Annotated in this window: 19 protein-coding genes; 11 read left to right on the forward strand and 8 right to left on the reverse strand. The window is 67.7% G+C overall.

The features are described from left to right. Positions 1-71: 71 nt before the first annotated feature. Both Q8Q77_RS01150 and Q8Q77_RS01155 read right to left on the reverse strand, forming a co-directional pair. Positions 72-1,019: a helix-turn-helix domain-containing protein gene (locus tag Q8Q77_RS01150; protein ID WP_305580319.1), complete on the reverse strand. Its 948-nt coding sequence runs from the start codon at positions 1,017-1,019 to the stop codon at positions 72-74. 62 nt (positions 1,020-1,081) lie between these two features. Next, a complete protein-coding gene (locus Q8Q77_RS01155) occupies positions 1,082-2,836 on the reverse strand; it encodes a class I adenylate-forming enzyme family protein (RefSeq protein ID WP_305580321.1) in 1,755 nt (584 codons plus the stop codon). Between the two features lie 170 nt (positions 2,837-3,006). Here Q8Q77_RS01155 and Q8Q77_RS01160 point away from each other — a divergent pair, with 170 nt between their 5' ends. Next, the gene (locus Q8Q77_RS01160; protein ID WP_305580323.1) at positions 3,007-4,692 is read left to right on the forward strand and encodes a S8 family serine peptidase; all 1,686 of its coding nucleotides are present in this window, start codon (positions 3,007-3,009) and stop codon (positions 4,690-4,692) included. 37 nt (positions 4,693-4,729) lie between these two features. Here Q8Q77_RS01160 and Q8Q77_RS01165 read toward each other — a convergent pair whose 3' ends face one another. Continuing rightward, positions 4,730-5,056 carry a hypothetical protein gene (locus Q8Q77_RS01165; RefSeq protein ID WP_305580325.1) on the reverse strand — a complete coding sequence of 109 codons (327 nt, stop codon included), beginning with the start codon at positions 5,054-5,056 and terminating at the stop codon, positions 4,730-4,732. A gap of 260 nt (positions 5,057-5,316) precedes the next feature. Between Q8Q77_RS01165 and Q8Q77_RS01170 the strand changes: the two genes are divergently transcribed. The 7 genes from Q8Q77_RS01170 to Q8Q77_RS01200 all read left to right on the forward strand — a co-directional run bounded on the left by Q8Q77_RS01170 (position 5,317) and on the right by Q8Q77_RS01200 (position 11,707). Then, positions 5,317-6,444, forward strand: a complete 1,128-nt coding sequence (locus tag Q8Q77_RS01170) for an MlaE family lipid ABC transporter permease subunit (RefSeq protein ID WP_305580327.1) — start codon at positions 5,317-5,319, stop codon at positions 6,442-6,444. Beyond that, positions 6,441-7,259, forward strand: a complete 819-nt coding sequence (locus tag Q8Q77_RS01175; protein ID WP_305580329.1) for an ABC transporter ATP-binding protein — start codon at positions 6,441-6,443, stop codon at positions 7,257-7,259. The genes Q8Q77_RS01170 and Q8Q77_RS01175 overlap by 4 nt, the downstream gene beginning before the upstream one ends. Beyond that, complete coding sequence (locus tag Q8Q77_RS01180; protein ID WP_305580331.1) at positions 7,259-8,197, forward strand: MlaD family protein; 939 nt, start codon at positions 7,259-7,261, stop codon at positions 8,195-8,197. The genes Q8Q77_RS01175 and Q8Q77_RS01180 overlap by 1 nt, the downstream gene beginning before the upstream one ends. Then, complete coding sequence (locus tag Q8Q77_RS01185; protein ID WP_305580333.1) at positions 8,194-8,829, forward strand: ABC-type transport auxiliary lipoprotein family protein; 636 nt, start codon at positions 8,194-8,196, stop codon at positions 8,827-8,829. Before Q8Q77_RS01180 ends, Q8Q77_RS01185 begins: the two co-directional genes overlap by 4 nt. Before the next feature lie 109 nt (positions 8,830-8,938). After that, a complete protein-coding gene (locus Q8Q77_RS01190; RefSeq protein ID WP_305580335.1) occupies positions 8,939-9,766 on the forward strand; it encodes a hypothetical protein in 828 nt (275 codons plus the stop codon). Continuing rightward, positions 9,763-10,065, forward strand: coding sequence for a hypothetical protein (locus tag Q8Q77_RS01195; RefSeq protein WP_305580337.1), 303 nt, complete (start codon positions 9,763-9,765; stop codon positions 10,063-10,065). The genes Q8Q77_RS01190 and Q8Q77_RS01195 overlap by 4 nt, the downstream gene beginning before the upstream one ends. Then, entirely contained in the window at positions 10,049-11,707 is a 1,659-nt protein-coding gene (locus tag Q8Q77_RS01200; RefSeq protein WP_305580339.1) for an EAL domain-containing protein, read from the forward strand. The genes Q8Q77_RS01195 and Q8Q77_RS01200 overlap by 17 nt, the downstream gene beginning before the upstream one ends. Here Q8Q77_RS01200 and folD read toward each other — a convergent pair. Then, positions 11,670-12,566 carry a bifunctional methylenetetrahydrofolate dehydrogenase/methenyltetrahydrofolate cyclohydrolase FolD gene (gene folD / locus Q8Q77_RS01205; RefSeq protein WP_305580341.1) on the reverse strand — a complete coding sequence of 299 codons (897 nt, stop codon included), beginning with the start codon at positions 12,564-12,566 and terminating at the stop codon, positions 11,670-11,672. The genes Q8Q77_RS01200 and folD overlap by 38 nt on opposite strands. A gap of 90 nt (positions 12,567-12,656) precedes the next feature. Here folD and Q8Q77_RS01210 point away from each other — a divergent pair, with 90 nt between their 5' ends. After that, the gene (locus Q8Q77_RS01210; protein ID WP_305580357.1) at positions 12,657-13,112 is read left to right on the forward strand and encodes a low affinity iron permease family protein; all 456 of its coding nucleotides are present in this window, start codon (positions 12,657-12,659) and stop codon (positions 13,110-13,112) included. On the opposite strand, the gene Q8Q77_RS01215 is transcribed toward Q8Q77_RS01210, so the two are convergent. The 3 genes from Q8Q77_RS01215 to Q8Q77_RS01225 are packed head-to-tail and all read right to left on the reverse strand — an operon-like array spanning position 13,109 to position 15,160. Beyond that, complete coding sequence (locus Q8Q77_RS01215) at positions 13,109-13,561, reverse strand: NUDIX domain-containing protein (protein WP_305580343.1); 453 nt, start codon at positions 13,559-13,561, stop codon at positions 13,109-13,111. The two genes, Q8Q77_RS01210 and Q8Q77_RS01215, sit on opposite strands and share 4 nt — an antisense overlap. Then, the gene (locus Q8Q77_RS01220; RefSeq protein WP_305580345.1) at positions 13,561-14,568 is read right to left on the reverse strand and encodes a S1/P1 Nuclease; all 1,008 of its coding nucleotides are present in this window, start codon (positions 14,566-14,568) and stop codon (positions 13,561-13,563) included. The genes Q8Q77_RS01215 and Q8Q77_RS01220 overlap by 1 nt, the downstream gene beginning before the upstream one ends. Positions 14,569-14,578: 10 nt before the next feature. Continuing rightward, complete coding sequence (locus tag Q8Q77_RS01225) at positions 14,579-15,160, reverse strand: glutathione S-transferase family protein (RefSeq protein ID WP_305580347.1); 582 nt, start codon at positions 15,158-15,160, stop codon at positions 14,579-14,581. Between the two features lie 169 nt (positions 15,161-15,329). On the opposite strand from Q8Q77_RS01225, the gene Q8Q77_RS01230 reads away from it, so the two are divergent. Then, positions 15,330-15,815 (forward strand): 3D domain-containing protein, encoded by a 486-nt coding sequence (locus Q8Q77_RS01230; protein WP_305580349.1) that lies wholly within the window; start codon positions 15,330-15,332, stop codon positions 15,813-15,815. Between the two features lie 87 nt (positions 15,816-15,902). Continuing rightward, positions 15,903-16,466 carry an AAA family ATPase gene (locus Q8Q77_RS01235; protein WP_305580351.1) on the forward strand — a complete coding sequence of 188 codons (564 nt, stop codon included), beginning with the start codon at positions 15,903-15,905 and terminating at the stop codon, positions 16,464-16,466. Here Q8Q77_RS01235 and Q8Q77_RS01240 read toward each other — a convergent pair. Then, positions 16,433-17,245, reverse strand: coding sequence for a ferredoxin--NADP reductase (locus Q8Q77_RS01240; protein WP_305580353.1), 813 nt, complete (start codon positions 17,243-17,245; stop codon positions 16,433-16,435). The two genes, Q8Q77_RS01235 and Q8Q77_RS01240, sit on opposite strands and share 34 nt — an antisense overlap. Positions 17,246-17,263: the final 18 nt, after the last annotated feature.

The raw sequence follows: 17,263 nt of genomic DNA on the forward strand, positions 1-17,263 counted from the left end.
CCCCTCGCTGAACTCGGGAGAGCCTAGCCGATCAAGTATCGTTATGAAAGTGACTGCGTTGACGGCGAGCGCTAGTCCGCCGCCTCGACCGCCCGTGGCGCGTCGGCCTCGATGACCTCGAAGGTCACGTCGTGCGCCTCGACCGGCTGACTGCAGCACGAGCATGTCACCGCGGGCTCAAGGTCGTGGCCATCGGCCTTGTGCCGCAACAGCAGCGGCGGCCCTTCGGGCGAGACATAGTACTTGTCCCCCCACTGCAGGAGCATCAACAGGATGGGGTAGTAGTCGATCCCCTTCTCGGTTAGCCGGTACTCGGAGCGCCGGCCGCCCAGATCGTGCGCGCGGATTACGCCCTGCGCTGTGAGCCAGGACAGCCGCTCGGACAGGATGTTCGTGGCCATGGCCGTGTCGCGATGGATCTCGTCGAACCGTCGCAGTCCCGTGAAGATCGAGCGCAACACGAGGCTCGCCCAGCGGTCCCCGGTGATCTGGGCCACGTCCACCATCAGGCTCGAGGCGCTCACAGCGGCGTGGCGGTGCTGGCGGCGGCGGCTGTAGCGGGCGGCCATCCAGCCCACGCCGGGCCCCTCGGTCCAGTCCACGTCGCGGGCGCTGATCTCGTCGCCGCACTTCAGGCAGGTCGGAACCGGTTCGAAGACGTGGCCGCAGGTGCGGTGCCTCAACCGGAGCTGCAGCTTGCCCGCGGGCGGGCTCCAGCGCCGCTCCCAGCGCAGCATCATCAGGGCCGGCCAATAGAGGTCGAGGCCCTTGGGGGTCAGGCGATACTCGAACCTTGGCGGCGCGGTGCTGTAGGGCGTTTTAACCAGCACGTCGGCGGCCACCAGCCGCTTCAGCCGGTCGCTGAGCAGGGTCTGAAGGAGGCCTGTGCGCGTGCGATATTCGTCGAACCGCCGCGCCCCGATCCAGGATGCTTCGAGGATCAGCAGGACGGAGGTGTCCCCCACCACCTCCAGCGCCCGCCAGATCGAGCAGGTGCGGATGAACTTCGACGTGATCATGGTCGCAAGAGTCGCGGAACGGGTGCGACTATGCAAGTCGCTTCAACGCCGCGGCGACCGGATCAGGTCGCGGCGACGCCGGCCAGTTCGCGCCTCAGCACCTTTCCCAGGGGATTGCGCGGCAGGGCCTCGACCACGCGCAGCTTCTCCGGCAGCTTGAACGTCGCGATGTCGTGGCCCTTCAGGTGGGCAGTCAGCTCTTCGAGCGTCAGCGCCTTGCCGGGCCGAAGCGCCACGACGGCGCAGACCCGCTCTCCCAGCCGCTCGTCCGGATAGGCCGCGCAGCCCGCCTCGCGCACGCTCGGATGGCTTTCGATCATGACGTCCAGCTCCGCGGGGGAGATGTTCTGCCCTCCTCGGATGATGATCTCCTTGCACCGGCCGACGAAGCGATAGAACCGACCGCCGCCGTCCGGGGTGATCTCGAACAGGTCGCCGGTGCGGAAGAACCCCTGGTCGTCGAAGGCCTGCCGGGACAATTCGGGCGCCTTCCAATAGCCGTCGAAGGTCATGGCGCCGGCGATGCGCAGCTCGCCTTCTATCCCCGGCTCGGTGATCTCGCCGCCGCCCTCGGGGTCAACCAGCCGCGTGCGGATCTTGGAGGGAAACGCCGCCGGCCAATCCAGGCCCTTGGCGCCGAAGCGGGGGAAGAACCGCGCGCGCTGCTCGGGATCGGGAATGGCCTCGCCGGTGGAGAACAGCGAAGTTCCCTCGTTCGAACCGAACACGTTCATCACCGTCACGCCGTGGCGGTCCTGCCAGCCCTTGACCATCCAGGGCGCCAGGGGAGCGGAGCCCGAACCCAGGCAGCGCAGCCTGGACAGGTCGGTCGCCGACAGCAGGGCCTCGTTCTGCAGCAGCATGTTCAGGATCGCGGGCGGCGCCACGGTGTAGGCCACGCCCTCGTCCTGCATCTGGGACAGGAAGATCGGCAGGTCGAAGGGGTGGTGCTGAATCAGCCGGCCCTGGCAGACCAGCCACGGCATGACCATGCCCCCGATGGCCGCGATGTTGATCAGCGGGAAGGGGTTCAAGATGGTGTCGCCGGGCCTGAGGCGGGCGGCCTCCGCCAGGGCCTCGCCATTGACCACCCAGTGGTCGTGGTGCCGCGGCACGCCCTTGGGCGCGGCCTCCGTGCCCGAGGTCCAGCAGACGGTCAGCGCCTCGGCCGCGTCCAGATCGGCCGGGGTGGGATAGGGTGTCGCAGGCGCCTGCGCCATCAGCGGGTCGAGCGCGTGAGCGCCGGTCGGCGCCACGGCGGCCAGGCTGAGCACCTGCGCGTCGGTCACACCTTCCGCCCTCAACTCCAGCAGCATGGCGGCGTGGTCGCAGCCATGGAAATCGCCGACGGTCAGGTAGAGCTTCGGCTCCACGATCGGCAGGATCTGACGCAGCTCGTGCCCGCGATAGGCCATGGCCACGGGACTCAGGATGGCCCCCATGCGGGCGCAGGCGAGAAAGGCCAAGACGCCCTCGACCAGATTGGGCAACTGCGTCGCCACCACGTCGCCGCGCCCGACGCCAAGAGCGGCGAAGACCGCCGCCATGGCGTCCACCCGAGCGTCAACCTGTGCGTAGGTCAGCCTTTGGGGCGCAGTCCCCGCCAGGGCCTGGCGGTTGGGCGCATCCGCCAAGGCCTCCTCGCCGGGGCGCGCCGCGACGGCCTTGCGGAAAAGCGCGTCGACGGTCTCGCCACGCCACCATCCCCTGCTGCGAAAGTCCGCGACGCGTTCAGGCGAACTAGGGCGCAAGCTCGCCTCCCGGCTGGAATAGGGGTTCAGCGGCTGGCTCTCCCGCTTCAGCCCAAGCGGTCGCATAGTCAGTATTGTATTGCAAGTGACTACTAGCACGTTTGCAGAGGCTCTGGACAGCGGGCGGGTCGGTCTGATGCGGTTCATGAGACAACCCAAAAGTGTTTTCGTAACTTGATCTACCTTGAAAGGCGTGACGATGCTGTGGGCCATCGTGTGGCGAACGGGGTGATCCAATGGCTGACTTCACGCTGAAATACGGACAGGGCGAACTCAAACTCTCGCAGAGCAAGACGCTCATCGGCGTCCGGCCCAAGCGCAATCGCGAGGCCGACGCCAATACCGCCGTCGGCATGGCCCTGCAGGGCGCGGACTGGACCGACCAGGGCACGCTGGGCGGGTTCCGGATTGTGGCGATCGACGACGCGCGGGTCGACGCCGACGCCGCGCTCGACCGGGTGCGGATGGACGGAGCGGTGGCCACCGGCACCCACGTCTTCGAACTGCCGCAGGGCAAGGGCCTCTACGTGCCCACCGGCGATGTCTATGTTGAGTTCAAGGGCGGGAGCTCAGAGAGCGCGCGCCAGGCGACGATCGACAAGTTCTCGCTATCCATCAAGGAGGCGCGCGGGGAGGATGGCTTCATCTTCACCGTGACCCCCGACTCGCCCAATCCGATCAAGGTCGCGGCCGGCCTCCAGCAGGATCCGATCGTTGACATCGCCGAGCCGGACCTGGCCAGCCGGGCCGCGGTCAAGGCGCCCCTGATGCCGATGGACTCGCTGTTGGGCGAGCAATGGCACCTGCAAAACAAGGGTCGGCACCGGGGCACGACCCAAGGCTTCCTGCAGGGCGCCGACGCCCGGGTGGTGGAGGCCTGGAGTGCGGCCGGCACCCTGGGTCAGCCTGATGTGGTGGTCGCCGTCATCGACGACGGGTTCGACTTGAAGCATCCCGACTTCTCCATGCCGGGCAAGATCATCCACAAATGGGATTTCACCCGAAAGAACGACGACCCCAAGCCGGAGCCAGGTGATTGGCACGGCACGGCCTGCGCGGGTGTGGCCTTGGCCTCGGCCGGCGGCGGCGGCGTGGTCGGCGCCGCGCCGGGTTGCACCCTGATGCCGGTCCGCTGGGGCCCCGACCTGTCGGACGCCCAGCTCGAGGCCTGGTTCAACCATGTGACGATCAAGGGCGCGTGGGTGGTCAGTTGCAGCTGGGGGGCGCTGAACCCGTTCTTCCCGCTGTCGACGCGGGCCGCGCGCGCGATCACGAAATGCGCGCGCGAAGGCCGGGGCGGTCGCGGCTGCGTCGTCGTCTTCGCGGCGGGCAATGAGAACAGCGACACCAACAACCCGGCGGCCGGCACGGTCTCCGGGTTCGCCAATCATCCTGACGTGATCGCCGTGGCCGCCAGCAACAGCCGCGACCAGAGATCGAATTATTCCAACTTCGGCGCGGCGATATCCGTCTGCGCCCCGTCCAGCGGCGCCGGCGGTTGGGGGGTGCTGACCTCCGATGTGACCGGGACGGCCGGCGCGGGAGCCTTCCTGGGCTATGCCGAGGGCGACTACACCTACGACTTCGGCGGCACCTCGAGCGCCTGCCCGCTCGTCGCCGGGATCGCCGCGCTGGTCCTGTCGGTCAAGCCCAACCTCAGTAGCGCCGAGGTCAAGCGCCTGCTGCAGAGCACCGCGCGCAAGATCGGCCCTCCGTCCAGCTACAAGAACGGGCGCTCGCGCCAATTCGGGCATGGCTGCGTCAACGCCCTGGCCGCCGTGCGCACGGTGCTGCCGCAGGCCCAGCCGGTGGTCGCCGCCCTCAGCGCAGCGGCTCGGCAGGCCAATGCGACGCCGGCTCAAGCTAAGGCGACGCCCGCGCCATCAAAGGCCAAGCCGGCGCGCGCCAAGGCGATGAGCTAGGCCCTCGCCTCTTCCAAGGTGCGGTTCGTGAAAGTGGCTAGCTGTGCGCCTGGGCGTTCATCGGCGGCTGATACTCCTCGATCAGGTCCTCGCGCTCGGCGTGGCGCACCGCGCTGCGAACGTTGAGGCGGGTCAGCACGTCGACCTCGGAGCCATAGACGTCCTTGGCGCGGGCGAGCTGATCGCGCCAGACGGTGCGCGCCAGGCTGTCGGTCTCGCCCACATAGAGGATATCGACCCCCTGCGAACCCGGCTTGGCGATGATGTAATTGGCGCCGGCGGGGGGCAGAATCCGGTCCTCTTCCAGCGATGTGTAACGATAACGGTTGCCGGACTTACCGACGATCTCGATTTGACGGGTCAAACCACGCTCCCGACCTGGACGGACACTCCGGGGTCGGACAGTCCCGCCCCCGGCTGGTGATAACCGTGCGAGTGGGGCGAAATATAGACCATGGGGCGTGACAAACCATCACCAAGTCGCGAGGCGGGCCAGCTTATCCACCGTAAGGAACAACCGGCGCCATAAGGCGTTCCGGGTCGGGACGCCGCTCTGCTAGGTTGATCCCATGGGGGCGTCGACTCGTTCGCGACGCCGCAGAGCCGAGGACACGCGCCACAATCATGGAACGCCCCGCCGAGTTCAGCCTGGTGAAGGCCGCAGACGGTCCCCAGGCCGTGCTGGCGGGCGATTGGACGGCGACGTCGATCGGGGAAGCCGCCCGCGAGCTCTATGAGGCCATCGTCGGCCAGGCCGCCAAGTCGCTGGACCTCACCGCCGTGGGCCGGCTGGACACCGCCGGCGCCTATGCGGTGATCCGCGCCGCCGAAGGCCACATCGACCCCGACAGGGTCTCGGGACGGCCGGAATCGCTGCGGCTGCTGCAACTGGTCGGCGCCGCAGCGTCGGCCAAGCCGGTGGAGCGCGTCGAGCCCCGCGGCTTCCACCAGATGACCATTCGGATCGGCAAGGGGGTGTTCGACCTCGGCCACGAGATCTTCGAGACCCTGGTCTTCGTGGGGCACCTGTTGGTCGCCGTGGGCCGCACCTTCCTCTACCTGTTCACCAATCCCAAGCGCGTGCGCTGGGCGCCGATCGTCTCGCTGATGGAGCGGGCGGGCCTGGACGCCATCCCCATCGTGGCCATCACGTCGCTCTTCATCGGCGCGGTGGTCGGTCTATTGGGCGCCAACATGCTGCGCCAGTTCGGCGCCGAGGTGTTCGCCGTCGAGCTCATCGGCATTGCGGTGTTGCGCGAGTTCAACATCCTGATCACCGCCATCCTCCTGGCTGGCCGCTCCGCCTCGGCGTTCGCCGCCGAGCTCGGCTCGATGAAGATGAACCAGGAGATCGACGCCATGCAGGTGCTGGGCGTCGATCCGTTCGAGGCCCTGGTCTTCCCGCGGTTCGCGGCCCTGCTGCTGACCATCCCGCTGCTGACCTTCGTGGCGACCCTGGCGGGCCTGTTCGGCGGGCTGCTGATCACCTGGACGGTGTTGGACCTGGGCCCCTCCTTCTTCCTGCAGCGGATCGTCGACAATGTCGGACCCACGCATTTCTGGATCGGCCTATGCAAGGCGCCGGTCATGGCCGCGGTGATCGCCGGCATCGGCTGCCGCCAGGGCCTGGAGGTCGGCGGCGACGTGGAATCCCTCGGGCGGCGGGTGACGGCTGCAGTCGTCCACGCCATCTTCGCCATCATCCTGATCGACGCGATCTTCGCGCTCATCTTCATGGAGCTGAACATTTGAGCGACGAGTCGCACCCCGAAGACACCCTGCCGACCACCGGCCCGGCCATCGAGGTGCGCGGCCTGGTGTCGGCGTTCGGCGACCGGGTGATCCATGAGAGCCTGGACCTGACCGTCAAGCGCGGCGACGTGGTGGGCGTGGTCGGCGGCTCGGGCACCGGCAAGTCGGTGCTGCTCAACACCATCATAGGCCTCAAGGCGCCGGAGGGCGGCATGGTGCGGGTGTTCGGCCAGGACATCCAGCGGGCCTCGCGGCGCAAATGGTCTGCGATCGAACGCCAGTGGGGCGTGCTGTTCCAGCAGGGCGCGCTGTTCTCCAACCTCACAGTGCGCGAGAACGTCTCGGCGCCGATGTACGAGCACACCGACATCCCGCGGCGCATCGTCGCCCAGCTCGCGGATCTCAAGATCGCCCTGGTCGGCCTGCCGCCCGAGGCCGGCAGCCTCAAACCCTCGGAACTGTCGGGCGGGATGCGCAAGCGCGCGGGCCTGGCCCGGGCCCTGGCGCTGGACCCCGAGCTGCTGTTCCTGGACGAGCCCACCGCGGGCCTGGACCCGATCGGCGCGGCCTCGTTCGACGAACTGATCAAGGACCTGTCCGACAGCCTGGACCTGACCGTCTTCATGATCACCCACGACCTGGACAGCCTCTATACGATCACCGACAGCGTCGCCGTCCTAGCCGACAAGAAGGTGGTCGCCCACGCGCCGGTGCAGACGCTCGAGACCTCCGACCACCCCTGGATCCGTGAGTACTTCCTGGGCCCGCGCGGACGCGCCGCGGTCAAGGCGCATAGAGCCGCAACGGTGAACTGATGGAAAAAGACGCCAACTACGCCCTGGTGGGCCTCTCGACGCTGATCCTCTTCGTGGGACTGGTTATTTTCGGTGTCTGGCTCGCCCGCGTGAGCTTCGCCAAGGACTACGACCTCTATGACGTGATCTTCCAGGGGCCGGTGCGCGGGCTGTCGCAGGGCGGCGAGGTGCATTTCAACGGCATCAAGGTGGGCGAGGTCACCCAGATCCAGCTCGACCCGGCCAACCCCAACCGCGTGATCGCCCGCGCCCGCGTCGGATCGGAAGTGCCGATCCGAGTGGACTCCTACGGCACCCTCGAGCCCCAGGGCATCACCGGGATCAACTACATTCAGATCACCGCAGGGACGCCTTCAAAGAAGCTGCTCAAGGACACCGTGCCACCGAACAGGGTCCCGCAGTTGCGCACCCAGCGCAGCGCCCTTGCCGATCTGCTCGAGGGCGGTGGCACGGTGCTGTCGCGGACCGTAGAGGCGTTGGACCGGGTCAACCGCGTCCTGTCGGACCAGAACATCAGGTCCTTCACCGCGGCGATCAGCGACACCCAAACGGTCACCGCCGAGCTGCGCCAGCGCAAGGCGATCATCGCCGACGCCCAGAACGCCCTGCGCAGCATCGACGCGGCGGCTCAGCAGATCGGGACCCTGTCGCAGTCCAGCCAGCAGCTCGTCGATGGCGACGGCAAGCGCACCATGAAGAACGTCGCCGGCGCCGCCGAGGAGGCCCAGGCCGCGGCCAAGGACCTGCGCGTCATGATCGGCAAGCTGGAGGGCCCGACCAGCGACTTCGCCACCAACGGCCTGCCGCAGCTCACGGCCTCGGTCGCAGCCCTGCAGCAGACGGCCGAGTCCCTCGACCGGCTGATCCGCGACATCGAAACCAACCCCCGCGGCCTGGTCGGTAAGCCGGCGGCCCAGGAAGTGGAGATCAAGCCATGAGCGCCCTCACCCGCTCTCTCGGGGCGCTGGGCGCCGCGGCGCTCGTCCTTTCGCTCGGCGGCTGCGTCTCGCTGTTCCCCAAGAGCGACCCCGCCCAGCTCTACAGGTTCGACGCCGCCGCGCCGTCCGCGGAGCAGAGCGCGGGCCGACCGGCCGGCCAGTTCGGCGTCGTGCGCGGCGGCGGGAGCTTCACCCGTGCGGCCTCCAGCGACCGAATCCTGACCGTCGACGGTGGCGAGGTCGCCTATGTGGCCAATTCACGCTGGGTGGCCCCGGCCGTGACCTTGTTCGACGAGGCCCTGGCCCAGGCTTTCGACGCCAACAGCGGCGCAGCGCGGCTGATCTCTCGCGGCCAGACCGCCAAGGCCGACTATTCCCTGCGCGTCGACGTCACCCGTTTCGAGGCGGTCTATGACCGCGGTCCCAAGGCCGCGCCGCTGGTGGTGGTGAGCCTCCGGGTCGCCCTGACCCGACCCGACCGCACCCCGGCCGGGTCCGATCTCATCGAAGCCCAGGTGCGGGCCGGCGACAACCGGGTCTCGGCCATCGTGGCGGCCTTCGATCAAGCCGTGGGCGAAGCGCTGAACGGCCTGGTCGCTTGGACCAACCGCACCGGGGCGGCTCCCGCCTAGGTATCCGTCACCCAGTTTTAGGGCGTGTGACGAGCTGCCGCAGGCGACCGTGACGAGATATTAAGTTCCCGACCTCATGATTTAAGTATTCGGGCGTCATGAGGCATTCATGGACAATGATCGAGGCGTACGGCGTCTGACTTCGTTGGAACAATCTGCGTCCACTGCGCGGGTGCTGAACCTTTTGGCGATCCACCGAAATTTTGGCGACGATGTAGATCTGGCCCAGGCGCCGTTCTTCAAGAACCGGTTGCTGGACCGTAGCATCATCCTCAAGCACCGGCTTCGACCCCACGAATACGCACAATTCGCCTCGCCGCGACCGACGGCGACCAAGATCCTTATTCCAATCGACAGTTCCGATCTGAGGGTCGGCGCTCGCTCGGTCTTCGTCGGCCAGAAGGACTTCGACGAAGTCGTCGAGTCGGTTCTGGGCCAAAATCTGAAACCAGGCTCGCGTGATCGTCGTGTCCTCGATCTTATCGATAGCCTGCCATCGCTCGATCCGTTCCTGCTGCGGGAACATCTGCGGGTCAACGAAATCGAACCGGCGCGCGGCTATTTTGGGATTTCGGCCGGCGATGTGCAGCGGATGTTCGACTTTGCCCGCGAGGAGATTCTGGCGCTGGTCACCCTGTCGTCTGGCGACAATTACGGATCGCACGCCTGCGCCTCGCGCCTGGTCGAGAAGCTGCTTTCGAACACCCCGGACAGCGGGTGCGAGCCCCTGAAGGCGACTCTGAAGCTGAGCGACCAAGAGTACACTGACGGCGCCTTCTCCTGGCGCGGCTTCCTCTACCACAAATGGGTGCTTGGAGATCTTGCGGCGCCGATGCGCCAAGTCATGGCCGAGATCACGCAAAGGCGCGCGGCCCCAAAAGCGCTGACGCCTCGGCCTACATCCCAGAGGCCAAGAAGCGCGTCCAGCTGGCGATGAGCGCCACCAAGACCGCCGCCCAGGACATGTTGGATGTCTATAATAGGGCCTACGCTTCGCTGACCGAGGAGAGCAAGCCGACCGGTTTCCGCGACCTTCTGCTGACCGCGCCGGCCATGTTCTCCAGCCTCGGCGAACAGCTCGGAGCCATCCAGCACGTCGCGAGTTTCTGGCGCTACCGGTTCCCGGAAGGCCGGGCGCGGTTGATTGCGCCCGACGAACTAATGGACGTCTTCCTGGATTTTGAGGACAGCATGGCCTTTACCCATGACGAGGCCAACCATGTCCGTTTCGCCTGACGCTCCGGGCGCAGGGCTGAACCTGCAACTCCTCGGCCTCGCCTTCGCCGGCGCTGACTTGGTATTCGAGGTCGACGCCGTCGGCACGGTCACCTTCGCGCTCGGCGCCGTCGAGCAGCTTACCGGTCGCGTCCCCGCCGAGTTCGTCGGCTCGAACTGGGCCGAGCTGGTCGGGCCAGGCGACTCTGACCTGCTGGCGACTTTGCTCGAGGGTCTGAAGGCCGGCGAGCGCCAGGGACCGCTGCGGATCGCTCTGGCGTCCAGTCCGGCCCGCCGCCTGGCGCGGCACGGCTCCCTGTCAGTCTTCAAATTGCCCCAGCGCGCGGGGCGGGTGTCCTGCGCCCTCGGCCTCGGAGGTCCCGCGGCCGTCGACCAGATTGCCAGGGGGCCGGATGGCCTGCTGGCCAAGGACGCTTTCGCCTCGACCGTCGCGACCCTCTTGGGCGAAGCCGACCGCGCGGGCCTGCCCGTGCGTTTGGACCTCGTTGAGTTGGGCGGGCTCGACTCGGCGGTCTCGACCATGGACGCCGTCACGGCGGAGCGGACGCGGCGCCGCGTGGCGGCGACGCTACGCGCCGAATCCTACGCCGGCGCCGGCGCCTCGGAAGTCGCTGTCGACCGCTTCGCGCTCGTCCGGTCGGCCGCCGCGTCAACCGATCGGCTCACCGAGCGCCTCAAGCAGGCAGCAGGCGGCCAGGTCGAGCCGGTAACGGCCGAACTCGCCCTGAACGTTGGCTCGCCGGCCCAGAACCTCCGCGCCATGCGCTATGTGCTCGATCGTTACATCGAGGACGGCCCTGCCGGGGCCCAGGCGGGGTTCAGCGCCGCAATTCAGCGAACGGCGCGCGACGCGGCGCGGTTCAAGGCCATGCTCGCAAGCGGGGATATCCATCTCGCCTACCAGCCGGTCGTCAGCCTGGATGGACGGACGCTCCACCATTTCGAGGCGTTGGCCCGCTTCGATCCCGATTCGAGCCCAGCCGACACCATCCGACTGGCCGAGGAGCTGGGCCTGATCGCGGATTTCGATCTCGCTGTCGCCCGGTGCGTGGCCAAAGCGCTAATTGCGGGCGTCTCGGACCTGCGAATCGCGGTCAATGTAAGCGCCATCTCGTTGATGCAACCTGGATTCATCGAGACGCTTGGCGAAGTCACCTCCTTCGCCCCCTCGCTTCGCCCAAGGCTGCTGCTGGAAATCACCGAGACCCAGCAGATTCCGGATCTTCCAATGGCCAATCTGAAGATCGCCGCGCTACGCGCAATCGGACATGTCGTTTGCCTCGACGATTTCGGGGCCGGCGCCGCTTCGCTGAATTATCTGCGATTCCTGGACGTCGACATCATCAAGATCGACGGCCGCTATATCCAGGCGCTGGACTCCCGCCCCCGCGATACCACGGTGCTCAAGCACGTGATCGCGCTCTGTCGCGAGCTTGGCGTGACCACGATCGCCGAGATGGTGGAAACGGCCCAGACCGCCCGCCTGGCCCAAGAACTCGGCGTCGATCTCGGCCAGGGTTGGCATTTCGGAAAACCGCTGTCCGAGCCGAGATGGCAGGCTCCAACCGCCGCGGCGCCCACGAGTCAGGTCGGCGCTGCGGGGTCTAGACTTCCAGGCCAGAGATCCGCTTGGCGGCGGTGAGGGTATTCCTCAGCAGGCAGGCCACGGTCATCAGGCCGACGCCGCCGGGCACCGGCGTGATGTGGCCGGCCACGGCCAAGGCCTCCTTGTAGGCCACGTCGCCGACGATCTTGGTCTTGCCCGCGGCGGCCTTGACCGGATCGCGGAACGGTATGCGGTTGATGCCCACATCGATCACCGCGGCGCCCGGCTTGATCCAGTCGGCCTTGATCATCTGCGGTCGCCCCACGGCGGCCACCAGGATGTCGGCCTCGCGGCAGACCGCGGCCAGATCCCGGGTCCGCGAATGGGCGATGGTCACGGTGCAGTCGGCGGCCAGCAGCAGCTGGGCGATCGGCTTGCCGACCAGCACGGAGCGGCCCACCACCACGGCGCGCTTGCCGGTGAGGTCGCCCAGGGCGTCGGCGAGCATGATCATGCAGCCCATGGGCGTGCAGGGGACCAGCGCCTTCTGACCCTGGGCCAGCAGGCCGATATTCACCGGGTGCAGGCCGTCGACATCCTTGGCGGGATCGATGGCGGTGATGACGGCCTTTTCGTCCAGACCCTTCGGCAGCGGAAGCTGCACCAGTATGCCGTGAATGGCAGGGTCTCGGTTGAGGGCGTCGACGAGGGCCAGCAGGTCCGCCTGGGAGGCGTCGGCCGCCAGGAGATGGGTCACCGAGTGCATGCCGACGGCCTTCGAGTGCTCTCCCTTGGAGCGCACGTAGACCTGGCTTGCGGGATCGTCCCCGACCAGGACGACGGCCAGGCCGGGCGTCAGGCCATGGCTCGCCTGCAGCGCGGCCACCTCGGCGGCGACCTCGCCCCGGATACGCTCGGCCGTGGTCTTGCCGTCGATGATCTGAGCCTGCGACATTCACCCTCGCGCGCGGTCGGAACTTGGCCGTGGCGATAGCCGTTCAGCCTCCGCCGCGCAATGCGGCGTGGAGCCGTACAGGTGCCAGACATGAACCAGTTCTTCACCCGGTTCGCCTCGGGCATCGCGCGCTGGACCGGCCGGCCCTTCGTGTTCATCGCCTGCTGTGGGGTGGTGATCACCTGGGGCGTGACAGGACCAATCTTCGGCTATTCCGACACCTGGCAGCTGGTCATCAACACCGGCACGACCATCGTCACCTTCCTGATGGTCTTCCTGATTCAGAACACCCAGAACCGCGACAGCGACGCCCTCCAGGCCAAGCTTGACGAGCTGATCAGGGTCACCAAGGCCGACAACTATTTCATCGGCATCGAGAACCTGCCCCAGGACAAGCTCGAGGAAATCCTGACCGACCTGGACAAGCTGGCGCCCCACCTGCGGCAGCAGAACGGTAGGCCCATTTCCCACAAGCCGAAATCCAAGGCCGAGCCCAAGGGCAAGACACCCACGGGCGCCCGAGCCAAGCCCCGCGCGCCTGCCTAGGGCCGCCGCAGCCAGGCCGCCACCGCCCAGGCGTGGGCCTCGTGGCGCAGGGTCGTCATGGCTTCCAGCGGCTTGACCCAGATCAGGGTGTGGTCCTTCTCGACCTTCAGGTCCGGTGCCTCGGCCTCGATGGTCACGGCGAAGAACGTCCCTCGATTGTCGAATGCCTTGCCCTCGGTGTTGAGGAAGTACTGGTCGGCCTCGGCGAAGGCCTCCCCGGCCGCGATCGCCAGTCCTGCCTCCTCGCCGAACTCGCGGACCACGGCCTGCTCGGCGCTCTCACCGGGGTCGACCGCGCCGCCGGGCAGGTCGCGCCAGATCGCCCCGTCGGGCTTTTCGATCCGCACCAGGGCGATCTTGCCGTCGCGCTCGGCGACGCCGAAGGCGGCGGGCCGGTCGGCGTAGACACGCCCACCCATCCGCTCGCCGAACTGCGGGACGGCGCGCATCAGTCCTTGCCGTAGAGCGCGTCATAGGGGTCGACCTTGCCGGCCAGCACGTCGTCCACCCGCACCACCGGCCAGCCGACCGTGACCCTGGCGCTGGCGCGCCAGGCCGAAACCGTCATGTCGCGCAGCTCCGAGGCCCCCGCCGCCAGGCGCTCGGTGGCGAAGGCCACGCCGCGCGGATCGGCGGGTTTCAGGCCGCCGGCCTTTTCCATCTCGTAGAACGGGAGAACGAACCGGCTGGTGGCGGTGAGGTAGTCCACCGTCCGCTGCTCGACGGCGCACTTGCAGTCGACCGGCGCGGCCATGCCGGCGGCGACGCCGGCGGGCTTGATGTTGTTGAACACGAACTCGCTCTCGAACGGGCCATGGACCTTGGCGGTGGAGTAGCCCTGGGGGTTCGGATACTCGCCCCAGCCGTTGTAGTGGACCGTGACATGCAGCGGCTGGGACCCGTCGCCCACGAAGTGCGACAGCTGGCCGATAGTGGCCAGGATCTGGGTCTCCCGCCGCGCCAGGTCGCGGACCAGCCAGGCCTTGCGCACCTTGTTCCGCTCGCGCCCGGCGGCGTACTTCACCACCCGCCAGTAGCCGAAGTCCTTGGCCAATTGCTGGTGCTGGTCGATGATCGAATAGGGCAGGTAACCGGCCTTCCAGCTGTCGAGGCCGGCGGCCTGCAGGGCCTTCTCATAGTCGGCCCGGGTGGACGGCAGCGGGAGGAAGGACGGGCCGCCCAGCAGCTTGCCTTCCTCGTCCAGGTCCAGGGAATGCCCCGGGTTGCGGTTGTGGTCGTGTATCCGTCCCGAGCCCTTGGACCGGTCGGGCTCACGCGACAGCTCGCCGACGTCGCGGACGGCCTGGGGATTGCGCAGGAAGGCCGGGAGGTCGCCCGGCAGGGCGCGCATGGCGGCCTCGCCGACGATGCGGTGGCCCATGGCGCCCCAGGCGAGGGCCTGGACGGGCGCGAAGGCGAGGAGAAGGGCGGAGGCGAGCGCGGCGGTGCGGATCATGCCCACCGGTTTAGGCGATCTTCAGCGCGCCCTCCACCCGCTTCACCCAGGCTTTCACCGCGGGATAGCGGGCCAGGTCGAAGCCGCCCTCGTGAGCGACCCGGGTGTAGGCCACCAGGGCGATGTCGGCGAGGCTGACGCGGTCGCCGACCAGGAACCCGCCGTCCGCGAGGCCGTCCTCCAGCCTTTGCAGGGCGCCATGGCCCCGCTCGACGATCTTCGGCTCCAGCTCGGCGACGGGCTTGCCCAGATAGTGGACCTGGAAGCGCGCCACGGCGACAGAGGGCTCGTGGCTGTACTGCTCCCAGAACATCCATTCCAGCATCCGGGCCCGGTCATAGGCGTCGGCGGGGATCAGGTCCGAGCCGTCGGCCAGGTGCAGCAGGATGGCGTTGGACTGAGCCAGCGGCCGGCCGTCGGCCAGGATCACCGCGGGCACCTGGCCGGCGGGATTGAGCGCCAGGAACGCGGCGGTGCGAGTCTCCGCCTTCAGGACATCGGTCTCGATCCAGTCATAGGCCAGCCCCAGATGGTCTGCCGCCCACTTCACCTTCAGGCAGTTGCCGGAGATCGAATCGCCGTAGATGCGCATGGTGGTTTTCCTTGCTGGACAAGGGTTTCAATAGCCGAGCTCGCCGCCTGTGCAAGCCAGACTCTTCGAGGGCGCCTGTTAGTTCCGCTGCAAGCCGGTTTGACTCAGGCCCGTGAGTCCGGGTACCCAAGACCCTGCTGCACAGATCAACGACGAAGGAGCCGCCGTCATGCGACGTCGCCTCGCCGCCCTTGCCGCCCTGCCTGTCCTGCTCGGACTTTCCTCCAGCGCCCAGGCTGCGCCCTCTTCCGATCCCATTGGCGACCTGATTGTTTCGGCCCTCACCGGCACCCTGCCCGGCACCCCCGAATTCCGCCTCAAGGCCACCCTCTACCATGCCGGCGCCAAGGGCGTGGGCGCCCTGGACTCGCTGGGCTGCAAGGTCGTCGCCATGCGCACCGTGGCCACCGACCGCACCGTGATCCCGCGCCGAACGAAGCTCTACATCAAGGAAACCGTCGGCCTGCCGATGCCCGACGGCTCCAAGCACGACGGCTACTGGTACGCCACCGACACCGGCGGCGCGATCAAGGGCGAGAAGATCGACCTCTATACCGGCCACGGTTCGTCATCGATGCGTCCGTTGATGGCCCTGAACCTCGCCAAGCTCACCGTCGCCAAGGCCGGTGAGTTCAAGGGTTGCCCGCCGGCCTGACGGCCGCCGCGACGCCCGACCCATTTCCCCAGGCCTGACCCAACGCCGCCTCGCGCCGGCGCAAATTTTCTTGGCTTGAGGACTTCCATGATCGTCTCGAAACCCAACTTCTTCCTGTTCACCGGCGGTCCGGGCGTGGGCAAGACAACGCTGATCGAGCACCTGCGCGCACGCGGCGAGCGCTGCGTCGAGGAGACCCATCGCCGGGTGATCCGCGAAGAGGCCGCCGCCGGTGGCTCCGCCCTGCCCTGGCTCGACGTCCAGGCCTATGGCGAGCGAACGGCGCGCGAGGACATCGCCATCTTCGACTCGATGGCCGATGTGGAGGAACGCGTGTTCTTCGACCGCGGCATCCCCGATACTGGCGGGCCGGACTTCAGGCCGCCGCCCTGGCACCTCGAGGCGCTGCGAACGCGTCGCTACAACACGACGGTCTTCGTCCCGCCGCCGTGGTTCAAGATCTACGGCCAGGATACGGAAAGAAAACAGGCTTTCGACCAGGCGGTGCAGGTGCACGACCTCATCCTCGCCCATTGCCACGCACTGGGCTACGAGCCGGTGATCCTGCCCCTGGCCAGCGTCGAGGACCGGGCAGCCTTCGTCCTGGACATCGCCGATCAGGTCTCGACGAAGGCGCGTTCCAGCACGTAGTCGCCGGGCTTGGCCAGGGAGCCTTCCTCGTAGCCGCGGGCTTCCAGCAGCGCCTTGAGGTCGGCCAGCACCGAGGGGCCGCCGCACAGCATCAGACGGTCGACCGCCGGGTCCAGGGGCGGAAGGCCCAGGTCCTCGAACAGCTTCCCGGACTCGATGAGCGTGGTGATCCGGCCCTGGGTCTTGAAGGGTTCGCGCGTCACGGTCGGATAGTAGGTGAGCTTGCCGCCGATCACCTCGCTCAGGATCTCGTCCTGGGCCAGGTCGTGCTCGAACATCTCGCGGTAGTTCAGGTCGCCGACGCCGCGCACGGTGTGGGTGACGATCACCTGGTCGAACCGGTCATAGACCTCCGGGTCGCGGGCCAGCGATAGCCAAGGCGCCAGGCCCGTGCCGGTGCCCAGCATGTAGAGCCGCTTGCCGGGCTTCAGCCCGTCCAGCACCAGGGTGCCGGTTGGCTTGCGGCCGACCAGCACCTGATCGCCCACCTTGATCTTCTGCAGCCGCGAGGTCAGCGGGCCGTCCTGGACCTTGATTGAATAGAATTCCAGCTCGTCGTGCCAGGCCGGCGAGGCCACCGAATAGGCGCGCACCAGCGGCTTGCCGTCGACCTCCAGCCCGACCATCAGGAACTGGCCGCTCTGGAAGCGCAGGCTCGGGTCGCGGGTGGTGCGGAACGAGAACAGCTCCGGCGTCCAGTGTTGGACGAAGGTGACGGTCTCTGTGAAGAAGGCGCCCGCCTTCTTGGTCGGCGCGGCCGGGGCGATGGTTTCGGTCATGATGCGTCTTTAACTGAT

It is taken from the genome of Phenylobacterium sp., assembly GCF_030698145.1.
Taxonomy (GTDB): Bacteria; Pseudomonadota; Alphaproteobacteria; order Caulobacterales; family Caulobacteraceae; genus Phenylobacterium.